Source organism: Streptomyces sp. NPDC004721, assembly GCF_053601495.1.
Genome location: NZ_JBSGBZ010000011.1, coordinates 99066 through 117664 on the forward strand (window position 1 = coordinate 99066; position 18599 = coordinate 117664).

Sequence of the window (18599 nt, forward strand, 5' to 3'; positions counted from 1 at the left end):
GGGGCACCGGACGTTTTCGGGCGGCCGGGCGGTTTCAGGAGGGGCCGGGCGGCACCGTGGAGCCCCGTACCACGAGTTCCACGGGGATGTCCCCGCCGGCGGGAGCGCGGCCCTCCAGGACGGCCAGCAGGGCGTGCATGCCCCGTTCGCCGAACAGCTCGGCGTCCAGCCGCACGGTGGTGAGCTCGGGGTCGATGGCGGTGGCCAGGGCGAGATCGTCGAGGCCGGTGACGGAGACGTCGTCGGGCACGCGCAGGCCGAGGCGGCGCAGGGCCTTGTAGGCGCCGGCGGCGAGCTTGTCGTCGTCGCAGACCAGCGCGGTGGGCCGGGGTCCGGGGGCGCTCAGGGCGGCCTCGGTGGCGGCCCTGGCGTCCTCGATGGAGATGGGGGCGCGGGCGGTGCGCACCGAGGTGCCGGGCACCGCGCCCACCCGGGCGCCGAGCTCCCTGGCCCGCACCTCGAAGGTCCAGGAGGCCACGTCCGCCGCGAGGTGCAGGAAGCGCCGGTGACCGAGCCCGAGCAGATGGTCGGCGACCTGGCGTACGCCGTCGGCGATGTCCAGGTTGACGGTCGCGGCACCCAGGCTGCCCGCGGGGTCGCTGTCCAGCATGACCAGCGGCAGCTGGTCGCCGCGGATCGCGGTGAGCGCGTCGGCGGCCATGGAGGAGGCGATCACGCCGTCCAGCGCCGCCTGGGCCGAGGCGAACGGGTTCCGGGCCGGGCCGATGCCCTCGGGGGAGGGGTAGAGGACGACGCCGAAGCCGTGCTCGGCGGCGACGCGGGCGGCGCCGGTGTAGACGCCGGCGAAGAACTCGGTGGTCAGCGCGGGGACGACCAGGAGCACGGTCCGGGTGCGGCCGAGCCGCAGATTGCGGGCGGCGAGGTTGGGCCGGTAGCCGAGTTCCTCGGCCGCCCGGCGCACCCGTTCGGCGGTCGCCTGCGACACCCGGCCGCGCCACTTGTCGCCGAGGACCAGGGAGACGGCGGCCTGGGACACCCCGGCGGCGTGCGCGACGTCACGGCTGGTGGGGCGCGTGCTGCTTGGTGCCACCGCGGGGACGCTCCTTCGTCTGGACTGGTGAACAGCGCACATGGTACGTATGGCCGAGGACGTTATACGTAACACCAGAGGTTGCTCCAGCACCTCGGGCGAACCAGTGGAAGGCAGGCGATGGCCGTGGGATTCGGGGGATACCTGGAGATCCTCAGGGCGAGGCACGCCGCCAGGCTGCTGACCGGCACCCTTGTGGGGCGGCTGCCCAACGCCACCGCGGCGATCGCCATCGTGCTGTTCGTCCGCGCGGAGGGCGGCACGTACAGCCTCGCGGGGGCGCTGGCGGCGGTGTACGGCGTGGCCAACGCGGTGGGCCAGCCCGTGCTCGGGCGCCTGGTGGACCTGTACGGGCAGCCCCGCGTCCAGCTGCCCGCCGCGCTCGCCGCGGCGCTGGCGATGACGGTCTTCGCCCTGAACGGCACCCAGCCACCCGCCGTGGCGTACACGGCCGTGGCGGCCGCCGGGCTCTTCACGCCGCCGCTGGAGGGCGGGCTGCGGGCGCTGTGGCCCTCGGTGCTGCGCAGGGAGGGCCAGGTGCACACGGCGTACGCGATGGATGCCGTGGCGCAGGAAGTGATGTTCACCGTCGGCCCGTTGCTCGTGACCCTCTGCGTCTCGCTGTGGTCGGCGCAGGCGGCGCTGGTGGTGCTGAACGCCGTCGGCGTGCTGGGCGCACTGTCCGTGGTCGCCTCGCCGCCCTCGCGGGCCTGGCGTTCGGCGCCCCGGGAGGCGCACTGGCTGGGCGCGCTGCGCTCGCCCGGTCTGCTGGCGCTGCTCGGTGCGTTCCTCTTCGTCGGTGTCGCCATGGGCTCCATCACGGTGGCGGCGGTGCCCTACGCCGACGACCACGGCGGTGACGCGGTGTACGGCTGGCTGATGGCAGCCCTGGGGCTGGGCGCGCTGGTCGGCGGTGCCGTCTACGGCGCGCGCCAGTGGGCGGGCGCGCCCGAGCGGCGACTGCGCCTGCTGGTGGGGCTTCTGGCGGTGTGTTACCTGCCGCTGCTGCTGATGCCCGGGGCGGTGGCCATGGTGGCGCTGACGGTGCTGGCCGGGGTGTTCCTGGCGCCGTGCATCGCCTGCGCGTTCATCATCGTGGATCGGCACGCTCCGGCCGGCACGGTGACCGAGGCCTTTTCCTGGCTGGTGACGACGTTCACCGTGGGCGCGTCCGTCGGAACGGGTGTCGCGGGCCCGGTGGTCGAGGAGGGTGGTGCGCTCTGGGGCTTCGCCGTGCCGGGCGCCGCCGGGGCCGTGTCGCTGCTCGTGTTGCTGGTCACCGGGCGGGTCCTCACAGCTCCCGCTGGACGGGCGGTGGTTGCCGCTTCATCGGAAAATGATCCAAATCGTGCTGCCGAACCCCGTTTGAGCGCAGAGGATCGGGCGTAATGTTCAGTCATGGACCGCCGCATTTTCGGGCTGGAGAACGAGTACGGCGTCACGTGCACGTTCAGGGGACAGCGCCGCCTGTCGCCTGACGAGGTGGCGCGGTACCTCTTCCGCCGTGTCGTGTCATGGGGCCGCAGCAGCAATGTCTTTCTGCGAAACGGCGCCCGGCTCTATCTCGATGTGGGGTCACACCCGGAATACGCGACACCCGAGTGTGACAATGTGATCGAACTGGTCACCCACGACAAGGCCGGCGAGCGCATTCTCGAAGGACTCCTGGTGGACGCGGAGCGACGCCTGCACGAGGAGGGAATCGCGGGCGACGTCTACCTTTTCAAGAACAACACCGACTCGGCGGGCAACTCCTACGGCTGCCACGAGAACTATCTGGTGGCACGGCACGGAGAGTTCTCGCGTCTCGCGGACATCCTCATCCCGTTCCTGGTCACGAGGCAGCTGCTCTGCGGGGCGGGCAAGGTGCTGCAGACCCCGCGCGGGGCGGTGTACTGCGTGAGCCAGCGGGCCGAGCACATCTGGGAGGGCGTCTCCTCGGCGACCACCCGTTCGCGGCCCATCATCAACACCCGCGACGAGCCGCACGCGGACGCGGAGCGCTACCGGCGGCTGCACGTCATCGTCGGCGACTCCAACATGTCCGAGACGACGATGCTGCTCAAGGTGGGCGCGACCGATCTGGTGCTGCGCATGATCGAGGCGGGCACGGTGATGCGCGACCTGACCCTGGAGAACCCGATCCGGGCGATCCGCGAGGTCAGCCACGACATCACGGGCCGCCGCAAGGTGCGCCTGGCCAGCGGCCGGGAGGCCTCCGCGCTCGAGGTGCAGCGGGAGTACTACGAGAAGGCCGTGGACTTCTGCGAGCGGCGCGGTATCCGCACCGGCACGGTGGAGCAGGTGCTGGAGCTGTGGGGCCGCACGCTGGACGCGATCGAGAGCGAGGACCTCGACCGCATCGGCACCGAGATCGACTGGGTGATGAAGTACAAGCTCATCGAGCGGTACCGGGCCAAGCACAACATGACCATGTCGCACCCGCGGGTCGCCCAGATAGACCTCGCCTACCACGACATCCACCGCCGTCGTGGCCTGTACTACCTGCTGGAGAAGAAGGGCCAAGCCACCCGGATCTGCAACGACTTGAAGATCTTCGAGGGCAAGTCGGTCCCCCCGCAGACCACTCGGGCACGGCTGCGCGGCGATTTCATCCGGCGGGCGCAGGAGCAGCGCAGGGACTTCACCGTCGACTGGGTGCACCTCAAGCTCAACGACCAGGCACAACGGACGGTGTTGTGCAAGGACCCGTTCCGTTCGGTGGACGACCGGGTGGAGAAGCTGATCGCCGGAATGTGAGCCCGGCGGGACGAGGACAGCGGTTCGGCACGAGAACCGGAACGCCACACGGGCGCCGTACGTTCACCGTACGGCGCCCCGCTCACGACGTAGAGTTGCGCGCACGCCATCAGAAGATCGACCGATTACGAGGCTCCCACCGTGCGCCGACGCTCACTTCTTCTTTCCGTACCCGCAGGACTTGTCACCCTGGCCGCCTGCGGCAACGACAAGACCGATTCGAGCAAGGCCAGCGAGAGCGCGTCGCCGTCGCCGTCGCCCTCCGAGCCGTCCGCGGCGCCTTCGCCGAAGATCGTCTCCGGGCCGCTGCCGGCGATCACCGCGGGCACGAAGTTCGGCGAGAAGCCGACCGTCGCCAAGGGCAGTGGTGACCCGTCGAAGGACATCGCCGTCAAGACGGTGATCGCGGGCGGCGGCCGCACCATCGCGGAGAACGACTACGTCCAGGCGCACTACCTGGGCCAGATCTGGAACTCGGCGAAGCTCTTCGACAACTCCTACGACCGCAAGGCCCCCCTGGTCATCCAGCTCGCCCAGGGCACGATCATCGACGGCTGGCGCTATGCCCTCGCGGGCAAGAAGGTGGGCAGCCGCGTCCTGTTCTCCGTGCCGCCCACCTGGGGATACGGCACGCAGGGCAACGCCCAGGCCGGGATCAAGGGCACCGACACGCTGGTGTTCGTCGTCGACATCCAGGACACCTTCAACGCCAAGAGCTCGGCCAAGGGCAAGACGGTCGCCCAGGACAACGCCGACCTGCCGAAGGTCGGCACCAACACCGACGGCGCGGCCCCGTCCGTCACCGTGCCCAAGACGGCCGCGCCCAAGAAGCTCGTGGCCGACTACGTGATCGAGGGCGACGGTCCCGTGGTCAAGCCGCAGAACACCGTGCTCGTCCAGTACAAGGGCGTGCTGTGGGACGGCGGCAAGGAGTTCGACTCGACGTACAAGCGCGATGCGCTGACCTCGTTCTCCCTTCAGCAGGTCGTCAAGGGCTGGGCCGACGGACTGGCCGGCAAGAAGGTCGGCAGCCGGGTCCTGATCGTCGTCCCGCCGGCCCTGGGCTACGGCGACAACCCGCCCCCCAACAGCGGCATCAAGAAGGACTCGGTGCTGGTCTTCACGGTGGACATCCTGGCGGCGATGTAGCGCCGCGCCACGGTCTCCCGGCGCGGGCGCGCAGGCGGCGGGGATGTAAGACTGTGCAGGTTGCCTTGTCGTAGATGAGCAGGAGAAACACGTGAGCATCGAGAAGCCCGAGATCGACTTCCCGGGCGGCGAGCCCCCGGCGGATCTCGAGATCAAGGAGATCTGGGAGGGCGACGGGCCGGTGGCCAAGGCCGGCGACACCGTCGCCGTCCACTACGTCGGCGTGGCCTTCTCCAGCGGCGAGGAGTTCGACGCCTCCTGGAACCGCGGTACGCCGCTCCGCTTCCAGCTGGGTGTCGGCCAGGTCATCGCCGGCTGGGACCAGGGTGTGCAGGGCATGAAGGTCGGCGGACGCCGTCAGCTGACCATCCCGCCGCACCTCGCCTACGGCGACCGCGGCGCGGGTGGCCGGATCAAGCCGGGCGAGACGCTGATCTTCGTCTGCGACCTGGTCGCGGTCTGATCGTCGCGCATCGGATCCGTGCGGGATCCGATCATCCGTGGCCCATGCCTGTCCGGGCATGGGCCTCGGCTTTTGTCCGTACGCTGCGGGGCGGTACGGTCATCGGTCGTAAGGACCATACGGAAGGTGAAGGGCGTCGATGGCCATTGCCAAGGCCGAGCGGCTGATGAACCTGGCGCTGTGCCTGCTCGGGACGCGGCGGCCGCTGAGCAAGCGGGAGCTGCGGGAGTCCATCGAGGCCTACGTCGAGGCCTCCGGCCGCGACAGAAGCGTGGCCTCCGGCCGGGACAGGGGCGTGGCCCCTGGGTCGGAGAAGGGTGCCGCCGCGGCGTCCGACGACTCCTTCAACCGCATGTTCGAGCGGGACAAGGACGACCTGCGTGAGCTCGGGCTGGTCATCGAGACCGTCGAGGGCCTGGACGGCGAGGTCGGCTACCTGGCCCGCCGGGACAGCAACCGGCTGCCGCCCATCACCCTGGACGCCGAGGAGGCCGCCGCGCTCGGTCTGGCCGCCAAGGTCTGGCAGCAGGCCCGGCTGGCCGGAGCGGCCAGCGGCGCCCTGCAGAAGCTGCGTGCCGCCGGGCTGCCCGAGGACGTCGACCCCTACGAGGCGCACGGCGCGCTGGAGCCGCGCATCCCGGTGCACGAGGCCGCCTTCGAGCCGCTGATGCTCGCCTGCCGCGACCGCCGGCCGGTCGTCTTCGACTACCGCAAGGCCAACGCCGCCCAGCCCGGGACCCGGCACGTCGAGCCGTGGGCGCTGGAGTGCTGGCGCGGTCACTGGTACCTGGCCGGTTTCGACCGCGACCGGGGCGCCGAGCGGGTCTTCCGGCTCTCCAGGATCACCGGCAGGGTCCGCTCGCGGGGCAGCGGCTTCACCGCGCCGGTCCCGGACGTCGTCACCGTCCGCGAGACCGTGGCGAGCTGGGCGGGCGAGAGCGCCGACCGCTCCGCGCGGATCCGGCTGCGCGCCGATGCCGGGTACCCCCTTCGGGCGAAGGCCACCGCTGTGCGGGAACTCGGAGACGGCTGGGACGAGTTGGACATCCCGTACGGGCACGGGCTGGACGCCTGGCTGGTGGAGTTCGGACCGGACGTGGTGGTTCTGGAGCCGGCCGAGCTGCGGGCGGACGTGCTGGACCGGCTGCGTGCCGTGGCCGGGGGCTGAGGGGGAGCGGAGCGACACTGTGGCAGGCAAACCGGTCAGGCCCGCGAGCGCCATCGACCAGACCCGGCGGATGCTCTCCCTGGTGACGTATCTCAGGGAGCGCCCCGGCGCCCGGATCGAGGACGTGGCGCGCGCCTTCGGCATCACCGAGGACGAACTGGTCTCCGACCTCGACGTACTGCCCATGTGCGGTACGAGTTTCCGGGGCGGCGATCTGCTCGACATCGACACCGACGGCGAGCGCATCTGGTGGCACAACCCCGCCGCGCTCGGGGCGGAGGCGGCCGAGCCGCTGCGGCTGGCCGCCGACGAGGCGACCGCGCTGCTGGTGGCGGCCCGCGCGGTGGCCATGCTGCCCGGACTGCGGGAGAGCGACCGGCAGGCCCTGCTGCGGGCCACGGCCAAGGTGGAGGCCGCGGCCGGGGAGGCCGCCGGGGCCAGCTCCCGGCTGTCGGTGACCTTCGAGTCCGAGGGCGGGGTCTTCGCCGACGTGGACCGGGCGATCTCCGAGCGCCGCCGGCTGTGGATCCGCTACTACTCACCGGCCCGCGACGAGGTCACCGAGCGCGAGATCGACCCCATCCGTCTGGTCAGCGTCGGGCACACCTATGTGGAGGCCTGGTGCCGCCGCTCCGAGGCGCGGCGCACCTTCCGGCTCGACCGGGTCGCCGAGATCAAGATCCTCGACGAGCCCTCGGCGCCGCCGGAGATGGAGCTGCGCGACCTGTCGCAGGCCCTGGTCCAGCCGGCCGCGGAGGATCCGGAGGTGGTCGTCGAGGTCGGTCCCGGTGGCCGCTGGGTCGCCGAGTACTACCCGCACGACAGCGCCGATGAGCTTCCCGACGGCGGGCTGCGTATCACTCTGCGCACGCCCGATCCGGCGTCGCTCAGGCGGCTGGCGCTGCGCCTGGGCCGGGACGGCCGGATCGTCGCCCCGCGGGAGCTGGCCGACAGCGCCCGGCAGGCGGCCCGTGAGGCCTTGGCGGCCTACGAGCCGGCGAACAACGACGGGGCCGGGGCCCCCGCGGACGCCGTGGCGGCGGGAGAGCCCCGGGGTGCGGACGTGGTTCACGACGGTCGGTACGACAGGCAGGAGCAGGGGCTTTGAGCGAGTCGGCGACGGCTGGGGTGCGCGAGATGTCGGTGGCGGCGGCGTTCGCCGGGATGCGGAGCGTGACTCCGGTGGTGTTCCGGGCGGCCTGCCCCGACTGCCGGGGCCGGTTCGATCTCGGCGCGAGCGCGCTGCGCCTGGTCGTCGGCGCCAGCAGCCGCACCACCTTCTACTCGTTCACCTGCCCCGACTGCGGGGCCGCGGTCCGCAAGCCGGCCGGCGAGCGGATCGTCGAACTGCTCACCGGCGGCGGGGTCAGCACGCTGCGCCTGCACTCGACCCTCTAGGCTCGGCTCATGTTCTGGGCGATGTTCGCGGTGGCCGCGGGGTTCGTGGGGATGGCCGTCCTCGGAGTGCTCGCCGTGCGGGTCTTCATCGAGGCGCAGCGCCTCGGCCGGCAGGTCTCGGAGTCGGCGCGGCGCATCAACCGGGCCGCCGAGGACCTGGAGCGGGCGAGCCTGAGCGCCGCCCGGTCGCTGGAGTCGCGGTGAGTCCTGCCGGGAAAGTCCGGGAAGTCCCGAACATCGTGCGCTTTCGATCGTCTCGCCCTGCCATCCAGCCCCTATGGCCGGGTACGCTGCTGGTCATGGCCCGCACCAAGAGGCACGGGTCGCCCAGCAGGAGTACGCACGGGGATTGCCCAGCGTTCACCCCCGGACGTTACGATCGCTGCCAGCACGATGGTCAGACACCTGTCCGAGTGGTCGGACATGCCCGACGCCCCGCCTCAGTGAGAAGGTGAAGACTTTATGTTCCGCAACGCACTTGAGCCGTGGCATCTGGTGCTCCTGGTTCTGGTTATCGTCCTGGTCTTCGGGTCGAAGAAGCTTCCGGACATGGCGCGCTCGCTCGGCAAGTCCGCGCGCATCCTGAAGAGCGAGGCCAAGGCGATGAAGGACGAAGCGAAGTCGAACACCGCGGCCAACTCGGCGACTCCGGCCGGTGAGGAGCAGCAGTCCCCGGCCCAGCGCACCATCCAGGCCGCGCCCGGTGACGTGACCAGCTCGCGCCCGGTCAACGAGCCGACGGACACGACTCAGCGCTGACGGGAGGACCGGAGCCCTTCCGGTCCGCTGCACGAGATGAGGATGTGGGTTGCTCAAGTCCGCCCGCAAGAAGGAGAAGGACCCCGAGGGGCGGATGTCGCTCGCGGATCACCTCCGTGAGCTGCGCAACCGGCTGGGGAAAGGTGTCCTGGCGATCCTGGTCGTGACGATCGTCGCCGCCTTCTTCTACAAGGACATCGTCAACTTCATCACCAAGCCGGTGCTGAGCTCGGTGGGGTGTGGGCAGTCCTTCGAGGAACTGTCCAAATCGGGTAACAGCACCACCTGCGCACACCTCACGATCAACGGTCTGCTGGCACCCTTCACCCTGGCACTGAAGGTGTCGCTGATGGCCGGCGTGGTGCTGGCCTCGCCGGTCTGGCTCTACCAGCTGTGGGCGTTCGTCGCTCCCGGCCTGCACAAGCACGAGCGGAAGTACGCCTACGCCTTCGTCGGCGCGGGCGTGCCGCTCTTCCTCGGGGGCGGCTTCCTCGCCTACAACGTGCTGCCCACCACCGCCAAGGTGCTGATCGGCTTCACCCCCTCGGGCGTCGACAACCTGCTGCCGCTGGACGACCTGCTCGACCTCGTCTCGCGCATGGTGGTCGTCTTCGGCCTCTCGTTCGAGATGCCGCTCCTGCTCGTCATGCTCAACCTCACCGGCATCCTGTCCGGGAAACGCATGCTCGGCTGGTGGCGCGGCATGGTCGTCGGCATCACGGCGTTCGCGGCGGTGGCCACGCCGAGCGCCGACCCCCTGACGATGCTGGCGCTGGCGGCGCCGATCTGGGGGCTGTACTTCATCGCGGTGATCATCGCCCTGTTCAACGACCGCCGAAAGGACCGCCTGGCGGCCCTGGGACCGTCGGACGACGAGGCCTCCGAACTCGACCTCACCCCCGAGGAGATCGGCGAGGTCGAACCCGTCACCACCCGCCGCGCCCTGCCCGAGCAGACGGACCGGGTCAACGGGTACGACGACGCGACCTGATCACCACCGCAGGTTTCCCGGCCGGCCGCTCGCACCGCGAGCGGCCGGCTTTTTCCGCTCCCGGGACGATCGGGATAATGATCGTCCTGTTGTCGGTGCGGCCCGGTACGCTCGAAAGCACGATGACAGAGGACCTCTCACCGGCCGAGCGGTACGCGGCAGCGCGCAGGCGAGCTGCCGAGCAGGCCACCGCGCTCGCGGGATTCCGCGAGATGTACGACTTCGGCCTCGACCCGTTCCAGATCGAGGCCTGCCAGGCGCTCGAGGCGGGCAAGGGCGTACTGGTCGCCGCGCCCACCGGCTCCGGCAAGACGATCGTGGGCGAGTTCGCCGTCCACCTCGCCCTCCAGCAGGGCAGGAAGTGCTTCTACACGACGCCGATCAAGGCGCTGTCCAACCAGAAGTACGCCGACCTGTGCCGCCGCTACGGCAGCGGCAAGGTCGGCCTCCTGACCGGCGACAACAGCCTCAATTCCGAGGCCCCGGTGGTCGTGATGACCACCGAGGTGCTGCGGAACATGCTCTACGCCGGTTCCCAGACCCTGCTCGGCCTCGGCTATGTGGTCATGGACGAGGTGCACTACCTCTCCGACCGCTTCCGCGGCGCCGTGTGGGAGGAAGTGATCATCCACCTGCCCGAGTCGGTGACCCTGGTGTCCCTGTCGGCGACCGTGTCCAACGCCGAGGAGTTCGGCGACTGGCTGGACACCGTCCGCGGCGACACCGAGGTGATCGTCTCCGAGCACCGGCCCGTTCCGCTGTTCCAGCACGTGCTGGCCGGGCGCCGGATGTACGACCTGTTCGAGGAGGGCGAGGGCCACCGCAAGGCCGTCAACCCCGACCTCACGCGCATGGCCCGCATGGAGGCCAGCCGCCCTTCGTTCCAGGACCGTCGGCGCGGCCGCGCGATGCGCGAGGCCGACCGCGAGCGGGAGCGCAGACAGCGGTCCCGGATCTGGACGCCGAGCCGTCCCGAGGTCATCGAGCGCCTGGACGCCGAGGGCCTGCTGCCCGCGATCACCTTCATCTTCAGCCGCGCCGCCTGCGAGGCCGCCGTCCAGCAGTGCCTGTACGCGGGCCTGAGGCTCAACGACGAGGAGGCACGCGCGCGGGTCCGCGCCCTGGTCGAGGAGCGCACCGCCGCCATCCCGGCCGAGGACCTGCACGTCCTCGGCTACTACGAGTGGCTGGAGGGCCTGGAGCGCGGTATCGCCGCCCACCACGCGGGCATGCTGCCGACCTTCAAGGAGGTCGTCGAGGAGCTGTTCGTGCGCGGTCTGGTCAAGGCGGTCTTCGCCACCGAGACCCTCGCCCTCGGCATCAACATGCCGGCCCGCTCGGTGGTGCTGGAAAAGCTCGTGAAGTGGAACGGCGAGCAGCACGCCGACATCACCCCCGGCGAGTACACCCAGCTCACCGGTCGCGCCGGCCGCCGCGGCATCGACGTCGAGGGCCACGCGGTGGTGCTGTGGCAGCGCGCCATGAACCCCGACCACCTGGCGGGCCTGGCCGGCACCCGCACCTACCCGCTGCGCTCCAGCTTCAAGCCGTCGTACAACATGGCGGTCAACCTGGTCGAGCAGTTCGGGCGGCACCGCTCGCGCGAACTGCTGGAGACCTCCTTCGCGCAGTTCCAGGCCGACAGGTCGGTCGTCGGGATCTCCCGGCAGGTCCAGCGCAACGAGGAGGGCCTTGACGGCTACAAGGCGTCCATGACCTGCCATCTCGGCGACTTCACGGAGTACGCGCGGCTGCGCAGGGAACTGAAGGACCGCGAGACGGATCTGGCCCGGCAGGGCGCGGTCCAGCGGCGTGCGGAGGCCGCCGTCGCCCTGGAGAAGCTCAAGCCGGGCGATGTCATCCACGTCCCCACCGGCAAGTTCGCGGGTCTGGCGCTGGTGCTGGACCCGGGACTGCCCGCGGGCCGTTCCAACGGCCACCGCGGCCTGGAGTACCACGACGGCCCGCGCCCGCTGGTGCTGACCGCCGAGCGTCAGGTCAAGAGGCTGGCGGCCATCGACTTCCCGGTGCCCGTGGAGCCGCTGGAGCGGATGCGGATCCCGAAGTCGTTCAACCCGCGCTCCCCGCAGTCCCGCCGCGACCTCGCCTCCGCGCTGCGCACCAAGGCCGGGCACATCCCGGCGGAGCGGCACCGCAAGCGGCGCTCCCAGGCAGCCGACGACCGCGAGATCGCCCGGCTGCGCACCGCGCTCCGCGCCCACCCCTGCCACGGGTGCGACGAACGCGAGGACCATGCCCGTTGGGCCGAGCGCTACCACCGGCTGCTGCGCGACACCAAGCAGCTGGAGCACCGCATCGAGGGCCGCACGAACACCATCGCGCGCACCTTCGACCGGATCGTCGCGCTGCTGACCGAGCTCGACTACCTGCGCGGCGACGAGGTCACCGAGCACGGCAAGCGGCTCGCCCGGCTGTACGGCGAACTCGACCTGCTGGCCAGCGAATGCCTGCGCGAGCGCGTCTGGGAGGGCTTGGGCCCGGCCGAACTCGCCGCCTGCGTCTCCGCGTTGGTGTACGAGGCGCGGGTCAGTGACGACGCCATGGCACCCAAGCTGCCCTCCGGGAAGGCGAAGGCGGCGCTCGGCGAGATGGTGCGGATCTGGGGCCGGCTGGACGCCTTGGAGGAGGACTTCCGCATCAACCAGAGCGAGGGGGTCGGCCAGCGCGAGCCCGACCTCGGCTTCGCCTGGGCCGCGTACATGTGGGCCTCCGGCAAGGGCCTGGACGAGGTGCTGCGCGAGGCGGAGATGCCGGCGGGCGACTTCGTGCGCTGGTGCAAGCAGGTGATCGACGTGCTGGGCCAGATCTCGGCGGCGGCGCCGGTGGAGGGCTCGTCGGTGGCCAGGAACGCGCGCAAGGCCGTGGACGGGCTGCTCCGGGGGGTCGTGGCCTACTCCTCGGTCGGGTAGGCGGAGCAGGACGATCGCATCGATCACATGGCCCCGGTGGCTGCCGCCGGGACCATGTGATTTTCGTATGCCCGCACTGCGTCACCGTGCGTGTTCGAATCAATCCGCGGCGTGTAAATCCCCCGAGCGTACTCCTGCCGTGCGCCCCGTTTCAGGCCCTTGCTGAATATGACATGGCGATGATCCGACCGGATTATGCTCGCCCGCGGCGCAGCGAGTTGAGGTTGTTCGTGAGCTTGCTCCCAAGCGTCCTCAAACGTGTCGAAAGTCCCGTCAGTTTCATGACGTACCCCCACTGGAAGCTGCCCGAACCCAGCCGATTCTTCTCAGAGGGCTTACATGGTGAGTGTTCAATCGCCCCCCGGTGGCCGTGAACTTCCCTACGCGCGCGTGTTGTTGCTGCCCGCCCTGGTGATGGCGGCGGCCACCGGGTCCGCCGTCGCCCTGGTGACGGACTCGGCCCGCCTCGCCGTCGTCTGCTGCGGCGCCGTCGCCACCCTGCTGGTGCTCGGCACGGGCGCCGAAGCGGTGCGCCGCGGACGCGCCATCCGGGACCAGCGGGCGGAGCACGCCCGGCGCACCGCGGACCTGGAGGGGCGCCTGGCCGCCCACGACCGGGAGATCCACCGTCTCGCCTCCGACATCCTCCCCGCCGCCATCGACCACCTGCGCGGCAGCCACACACCTCCCGAGGTGATGCGCGACATCGTCGACGGCCACCCCGAGTGGCACCGGATCCCCGAGTCGCAGCGCGCGGTGGTGCGCATGATCCTCAAGATCGTGGACGACGAGGAGAACATCCGCGACTCCACCCAGCGCGCCTTCGTCAGCATCGCCCGGCGCGTCCAGGCGATCGTGCACCAACAGGCCAGGGAACTCAGGGAGATGGAGGAGGACCACGGCCGCAGCCCCGAGGTCTTCGACGACCTGCTGCGCATCGACCACGGCACCGCGCTGATCGGCCGCCTGGCCGACTCCGTCTCCGTCATCGGCGGCGGCCGCCCCGGCCGGCAGTGGCCCAATCCGGTCACGCTCTACAGCGTGCTGCGCGGCGCCATGTCCCGGATCCTGGAGTACCGGCGCATCGAACTGCACTCCATCGCCAAGGTCAACATCAAGGGCGTCGACGTCGAGCCCGTCATCCACGCCGCGGCCGAACTCCTCGACAACGCCACCCGCTACTCGCCGCCGCAGACCAAGGTCCACGTCACGGCCGTCGAGGTGCAGACCGGCGTCGCCATCGAGATCGAGGACGGCGGCGTCAGCCTGAACGAGGAGACCCGCGCCCGGATCGAGCGGCTGCTCGAGGCGGCCAGGGCCGGGGTCGACCCGCTGGACCTGAGCGACACTCCCCGCCTGGGCCTCGCGGTCGTGGGGCGCCTGTGCGCGAAGCACAAGATGCAGGTCTCCCTGCGGGCCTCCGCGTACGGCGGTGTCCGCGCGGTCCTCGTCGTGCCCGGCGACATGACGACCACCGATCCCGCTCCGGGACTCGCCCACGGCATCGGCGCGACCTCCGTTCCGGCTCCGGGGGAGGACGCGGTGGCGGGCCCCGAGCGGGCCCCGAAGAGGCGCCGCCCCACCAGCCCCCGCGTCCCCGCCGCGGTGTCCCTGGCGGACGACGAGGTCCCCGAGGTCACCGAGTGGACGGCGGGCGGCCTGCCGCAGCGCCGCAGCCGGGCCAGGATCCCGCTGAGCCGGCGCGTCACCGAGCAGGCCGCCGCCGAGCGTGCCGAGCGGGAGGGCGGGACGGTGCGGGCCGTGCCCGGACCCGGGCCCGCGCCCACGAGGAACTCCGAACCGGGCCTGTGGGTCGAGGCGTTCTGGGACGGGCTGAAGAAGGACAACCCGGGCCCGGACCCGACGGGGTTCACCCAGGACCCTACCGCGTATCTCCACCTGATCGAGGAGCCGGCCCGAGCCGAGGCCGACGTCCGGGCCGACGACGAGGGGGACCTCAAGTGATCCAGCAGCGAGCCAACTTCGACTGGATGCTCAAGGAGCTCCACGACAGCGTGCCGGGCATCGAGATGATCGTGGTGCTCTCGGCCGACGGACTGCGCATCGCCCGCTACGGCGGGGACGCCGACGCCGCCGACCGGGTCGCCGCGGCCTGTGCCGGACTCCAGAGCCTCGCGACCGCCGTCGCCGTGGAGATCCCAGGCAGCGACGGCCGGATGAAGCTGGTCGTCATCGAGATCGACGGGGGCTACTTCTACCTCATGTCCGCGGGGGCCAACGCCTATCTCGCCGTGCTCGCCGACATCCGCACCGAACCCGGCCTCATGAGCGCGCGCATGCGCGACCTCGTGGTCCGCATCGGCGCCCACCTGACCAGTCCGCCGCGGCGGGGCGGGCAGACCGTATGACCCCTCCGCGGCGCCAGAGGCGTTCCCCCGGGCACGAACCGCCACCGTCCCCGGACCCCGCCGGGCAGGGCGAGGAGAGACACCCCGAGCGGCTGTACGTGGTCGCAGGGGCGGGCGAGGACGGCGCCCGCGCGGCCGTCGACCTGGTGACACTGATCGTGGCGCGCACCGAGCCGCCGCCGTCCGCCACCCCGGAGCAGGTGGCGCTGCTGCGGCTGTGCACCGCCCCGCTGTCCGTGGCCGAGCTGTCGGCCTACCTCAACCTGCCGTTCAGCGCGACGACGGCCCTGATCACCGAGCTGCTCGCGGCCGGCCTCGTGCAGGCCCGCGCGCCGATCGTCCGCCGGGCGGTCCCCGACCGACACCTCCTCGAAGCGGTGATGCATGGACTTCAAAGGCTCTGACACCATTCCCGGCCCGCGCACCGAGGACCAACTGCCGCACACGGCACAGGCCGCGGCGAAGATCGTGATCGTCGGCGGTTTCGGGGTCGGCAAGACGACCATGGTGGGCTCGGTCAGCGAGATCAGGCCGCTCACCACCGAGGAGACGATGACCCAGGCCGGTATCGGCGTCGACGACGACTACGGCTCCGAGTCCAAGAGCGCCACCACCGTGGCGATGGACTTCGGCCGCATCACCATCAGCGACCACCTGGTTCTCTACCTCTTCGGCACCCCCGGCCAGCAGCGCTTCTGGTTCCTGTGGAACGGGCTGTTCGAGGGCGCGCTCGGCGCGGTGGTGCTGGCCGACACCCGCCGGCTGGAGGTCAGCTTCGACGTGATGGGCCGCCTGGAGGAGCGCGGCGTGCCCTTCGTCGTCGCCGTCAACTCCTTCCCGGACGCGCCCCGTCACCCGCTCCCGGAGCTGCGCGCCGCGCTCGATCTGTCCGAGGAGATCCCGATCGTCGAGTGCGACGCGCGGCGCCGCGCCTCCAGCCGCGAGGTGCTGCTGACGCTGACGCGCTTCTTGCACTCCCTCGCCGTGACGGGCTCGCGCACCTGATCCGCACCGGCCGGCCCGTCCCGCACCCACACCTCTTCCGTTTCCCGAAAGCGACCGCCGTGACGCCTGAACCCCACTCCCCGACCGGTCCGGACGACTTCGCCCTCGACCCGCCCCCCGGCTGCCCCGCGCACGGCACCGGGCCCGGAGGACTGCACCGGCTCCACGAGGCGCGGGACCTGAGAGCGCTCTACGAGCAACTGCGCGAGCAGTACGGCCCGGTGGCGCCCGTACTGCTCCACGACGACGTACCGATGTGGGTGGTCCTCGGCCACGCCGAGAACCTGCACATGGTGAGCACCCCCTCGCAGTTCACCAAGGACAGCCGTATCTGGACGCCGCTCGGGGACGGCACGGTCAAGCCCGACCACCCGCTCATGCCGCACATCGCCTGGCAGCCGATCTGCGCACACGCCGAGGGCGAGGAACTCAGGCGGCTGCGGGGCGCCGTCCAGGGCGCCCTGGAGTTCATCGACTTCCGCGCCCTGCGCCGCCACATCGGCCGGGCCACCCAGCGCCTGGTCAACCGGTTCTGCGAGACGGGCCGCGCCGACCTCGTCGCCCGGTTCACCGAGCATCTGCCCATGGCGGTGATGTGCCAGGTCCTCGGCATGCCCGAGGAGTACAACGACCGGATCGTGCAGGCCGCCCGCGACATGCTCAAGGGCACCGACACCGCGATCGCCAGCAACGCGTACATCATGGACTGCCTGCTGCGGGTCACCACCCGCCGCCGGGCCCGGCCCGAGGACGACCTCACCAGCCACCTCATCGAGCAGCCGGCGGGCCTGACCGACGAGGAGGTCGGCCAGCACCTGCGCGTCGTGCTCATCGGCACCTACGAGGCCACCGCCAACCTGCTGGCCAACACCGTGCGCCGGGTCCTGACCGAGCCCGGCTTCCGGGCCCAGCTCAACGGCGGCCAGATGACGGTGCCGGAGGCGGTCGAGCAGTCCCTGTGGGACGAGCCGCCGTTCAGCACCATCTTCGGCTACTTCGCCAAGCAGGAGACGGAACTCGGTGGCCGGCGCATCCGCCGGGGCGACGGGCTGCTGCTGGGCATCGCTCCGGGCAACGTCGATCCCCGGGTGCGGCCGGGCCCGACGGCGGACATGCAGGGCAACCGCTCCCATCTCGCCTTCGGCGGCGGCCCGCACGAGTGCCCGGGCCAGGACGTCGGGCGCGCCATCGCCGACGTCGGCGTCGACATGCTGCTGACCCGGCTGCCGGACGTGCGGCTCGACTGCGACGAGGCGGAGCTGCGCTGGACTGAGTCGATCGCCTCCCGCCATCTGGTGGAGCTGCCGGTGCGCTTCACGCCGCGGCCGCAACAGGACGAGAGATCGACGCCGAGCCACACCCCGCACCCGGTTACGCCGCTGCGCCCGGCCTGGGAGGTCGGCACCGAGACCGCTCGGCAGCGGCCCGGGCCGTCATCTGTGTCGTCCCCCGAGCCGTCATCCGTGCCGTCCTCCGAGTCGCCGCCCACGCCCCCGGCGGTGCAGGAGCCGCCGGGCGCCGGGGAGCCGGACACCGCACTGGCCGCCGACGCGGCCCGCCCGCAGGGCGCCTGGCAGCGCTTCCTGCGCTGGTGGCGCGGTTACTGACCGGCCCACCCGGCGAAGTCGGACCAGGCCTGGAGCACCCGCCCGCTGGTGAACCGGTGCTCCGCCCCCGTGACCGGATCCGTGAACTCCAGCGCCCGCGCGAGCAGTTGCAGCGGGCGCCGGAAGTCGCCGGCCGGCACGGGGGCGGTCACCACCGGGTAGAGCGGGTCGCCCAGGATCGGCACGCCCAACGCGTTCATGTGCACCCGCAGTTGGTGCGTCTGTCCGGTGGCGGGCACCAGCCGGTACCGCCCGAGCCTGTCCGCGCGGTGTTCGGCCAGTTCCACGCGTGTGACGGCGTTCGGCTCGCCCGCCACCTCGCGGGCGGCCTGCACCCCGCGCTCCTTCACGATCCGGCTGCGCACGGTCCGCGGCAGGACCAGCGCCGGGTCGTACGGGGCCACCGCCTCGTACTCCTTGCGCACCAGCCGGTCGCGGAACAGCGTCTGGTAGGCGCCGCGCTCCTCGGGCCGCACCGTGAACAGCACCAGCCCGGCGGTGAGCCGGTCCAGGCGGTGCGCGGCGCTCAGCGCGGGGATCCCCAGCTCGCGCCGCAGCCGTGCCAGCGCCGTCTCGGTGACGTGCGAGCCGCGCGGGGTGGTGGCGAGGAAGTGCGGTTTGTCGACGACGACGAGGTGCTCGTCGCGGTGCACGACCCGAAGCGGGAACGGCACCGGCACCTCCTCGGGCAGCTCCCGGTGGAACCACACGTACATCCCCGGCTCGTACGGCGCGTCGGACGCCACCGCCCGTCCGTCGGCCCCGACGACGCGGCCCGCGTCGACCATGGCCCCGACCACGCCGGGCCCGGCCCCCGACAGCCGCTCCACCAGATATGCCCGCACGGTGGTCCAGGTCCCCGCGGCGGGCAGTCGCACCCGCACCGGGTCCACCCCGTGGCGCTGGGGCAGGGGAGAGGGCGGGGTACGGGTCTTGCGTCGCATCGACC

Annotated in this window: 18 protein-coding genes; 16 read left to right on the plus strand and 2 right to left on the minus strand. The window is 71.5% G+C overall.

What is annotated here, in order from left to right; genetic code table 11:
* Positions 1-34: 34 nt before the first annotated feature.
* A complete protein-coding gene (locus ACWEK3_RS12805; RefSeq protein WP_450538682.1) occupies positions 35-1051 on the minus strand; it encodes a LacI family DNA-binding transcriptional regulator in 1017 nt (338 codons plus the stop codon).
* Between the two features lie 120 nt (positions 1052-1171).
* Between ACWEK3_RS12805 and ACWEK3_RS12810 the strand changes: the two genes are divergently transcribed.
* The 16 genes from ACWEK3_RS12810 (at position 1172) to ACWEK3_RS12885 (ending at position 17650) form a co-directional block, all read left to right on the plus strand.
* Entirely contained in the window at positions 1172-2440 is a 1269-nt protein-coding gene (locus ACWEK3_RS12810) for an MFS transporter (RefSeq protein ID WP_450538680.1), read from the plus strand.
* A gap of 9 nt (positions 2441-2449) precedes the next feature.
* On the plus strand, positions 2450-3811 hold the full coding sequence (pafA, locus tag ACWEK3_RS12815) for a Pup--protein ligase (RefSeq protein ID WP_059125684.1): 1362 nt from the start codon (positions 2450-2452) through the stop codon (positions 3809-3811).
* A 141-nt stretch (positions 3812-3952) separates the two neighbouring features.
* A complete protein-coding gene (locus ACWEK3_RS12820; RefSeq protein ID WP_450538678.1) occupies positions 3953-4960 on the plus strand; it encodes an FKBP-type peptidyl-prolyl cis-trans isomerase in 1008 nt (335 codons plus the stop codon).
* Between the two features lie 91 nt (positions 4961-5051).
* Positions 5052-5423, plus strand: coding sequence for an FKBP-type peptidyl-prolyl cis-trans isomerase (locus tag ACWEK3_RS12825; protein ID WP_361412844.1), 372 nt, complete (start codon positions 5052-5054; stop codon positions 5421-5423).
* A gap of 139 nt (positions 5424-5562) precedes the next feature.
* Positions 5563-6591 (plus strand): helix-turn-helix transcriptional regulator, encoded by a 1029-nt coding sequence (locus tag ACWEK3_RS12830; RefSeq protein WP_453249669.1) that lies wholly within the window; start codon positions 5563-5565, stop codon positions 6589-6591.
* A 19-nt stretch (positions 6592-6610) separates the two neighbouring features.
* Positions 6611-7699: a helix-turn-helix transcriptional regulator gene (locus ACWEK3_RS12835; RefSeq protein ID WP_453249670.1), complete on the plus strand. Its 1089-nt coding sequence runs from the start codon at positions 6611-6613 to the stop codon at positions 7697-7699.
* Positions 7696-7989 carry a hypothetical protein gene (locus ACWEK3_RS12840; protein ID WP_450538672.1) on the plus strand — a complete coding sequence of 98 codons (294 nt, stop codon included), beginning with the start codon at positions 7696-7698 and terminating at the stop codon, positions 7987-7989. The genes ACWEK3_RS12835 and ACWEK3_RS12840 overlap by 4 nt, the downstream gene beginning before the upstream one ends.
* A gap of 9 nt (positions 7990-7998) precedes the next feature.
* Complete coding sequence (locus ACWEK3_RS12845) at positions 7999-8193, plus strand: hypothetical protein (RefSeq protein WP_450538671.1); 195 nt, start codon at positions 7999-8001, stop codon at positions 8191-8193.
* 258 nt (positions 8194-8451) lie between these two features.
* Positions 8452-8748, plus strand: coding sequence for a Sec-independent protein translocase subunit TatA (gene tatA / locus ACWEK3_RS12850; protein WP_376399158.1), 297 nt, complete (start codon positions 8452-8454; stop codon positions 8746-8748).
* Positions 8749-8797: 49 nt separating this feature from the next.
* Positions 8798-9739, plus strand: a complete 942-nt coding sequence (gene tatC / locus ACWEK3_RS12855) for a twin-arginine translocase subunit TatC (protein WP_390724424.1) — start codon at positions 8798-8800, stop codon at positions 9737-9739.
* 77 nt (positions 9740-9816) lie between these two features.
* On the plus strand, positions 9817-12669 hold the full coding sequence (locus tag ACWEK3_RS12860) for a DEAD/DEAH box helicase (protein WP_390724423.1): 2853 nt from the start codon (positions 9817-9819) through the stop codon (positions 12667-12669).
* Between the two features lie 339 nt (positions 12670-13008).
* Positions 13009-14634, plus strand: coding sequence for an ATP-binding protein (locus ACWEK3_RS12865; RefSeq protein ID WP_453249671.1), 1626 nt, complete (start codon positions 13009-13011; stop codon positions 14632-14634).
* Positions 14631-15038, plus strand: coding sequence for a roadblock/LC7 domain-containing protein (locus ACWEK3_RS12870; RefSeq protein ID WP_141362553.1), 408 nt, complete (start codon positions 14631-14633; stop codon positions 15036-15038). The genes ACWEK3_RS12865 and ACWEK3_RS12870 overlap by 4 nt, the downstream gene beginning before the upstream one ends.
* Positions 15035-15442, plus strand: a complete 408-nt coding sequence (locus tag ACWEK3_RS12875; protein ID WP_450539182.1) for a DUF742 domain-containing protein — start codon at positions 15035-15037, stop codon at positions 15440-15442. Before ACWEK3_RS12870 ends, ACWEK3_RS12875 begins: the two co-directional genes overlap by 4 nt.
* Positions 15423-16043, plus strand: coding sequence for a GTP-binding protein (locus tag ACWEK3_RS12880; protein WP_376651670.1), 621 nt, complete (start codon positions 15423-15425; stop codon positions 16041-16043). Before ACWEK3_RS12875 ends, ACWEK3_RS12880 begins: the two co-directional genes overlap by 20 nt.
* Positions 16044-16102: 59 nt before the next feature.
* Complete coding sequence (locus ACWEK3_RS12885; protein ID WP_453249672.1) at positions 16103-17650, plus strand: cytochrome P450; 1548 nt, start codon at positions 16103-16105, stop codon at positions 17648-17650.
* On the opposite strand, the gene ACWEK3_RS12890 is transcribed toward ACWEK3_RS12885, so the two are convergent.
* Positions 17644-18594 carry an RluA family pseudouridine synthase gene (locus ACWEK3_RS12890; protein WP_453249673.1) on the minus strand — a complete coding sequence of 317 codons (951 nt, stop codon included), beginning with the start codon at positions 18592-18594 and terminating at the stop codon, positions 17644-17646. The two genes, ACWEK3_RS12885 and ACWEK3_RS12890, sit on opposite strands and share 7 nt — an antisense overlap.
* Positions 18595-18599 lie beyond the last annotated feature (5 nt).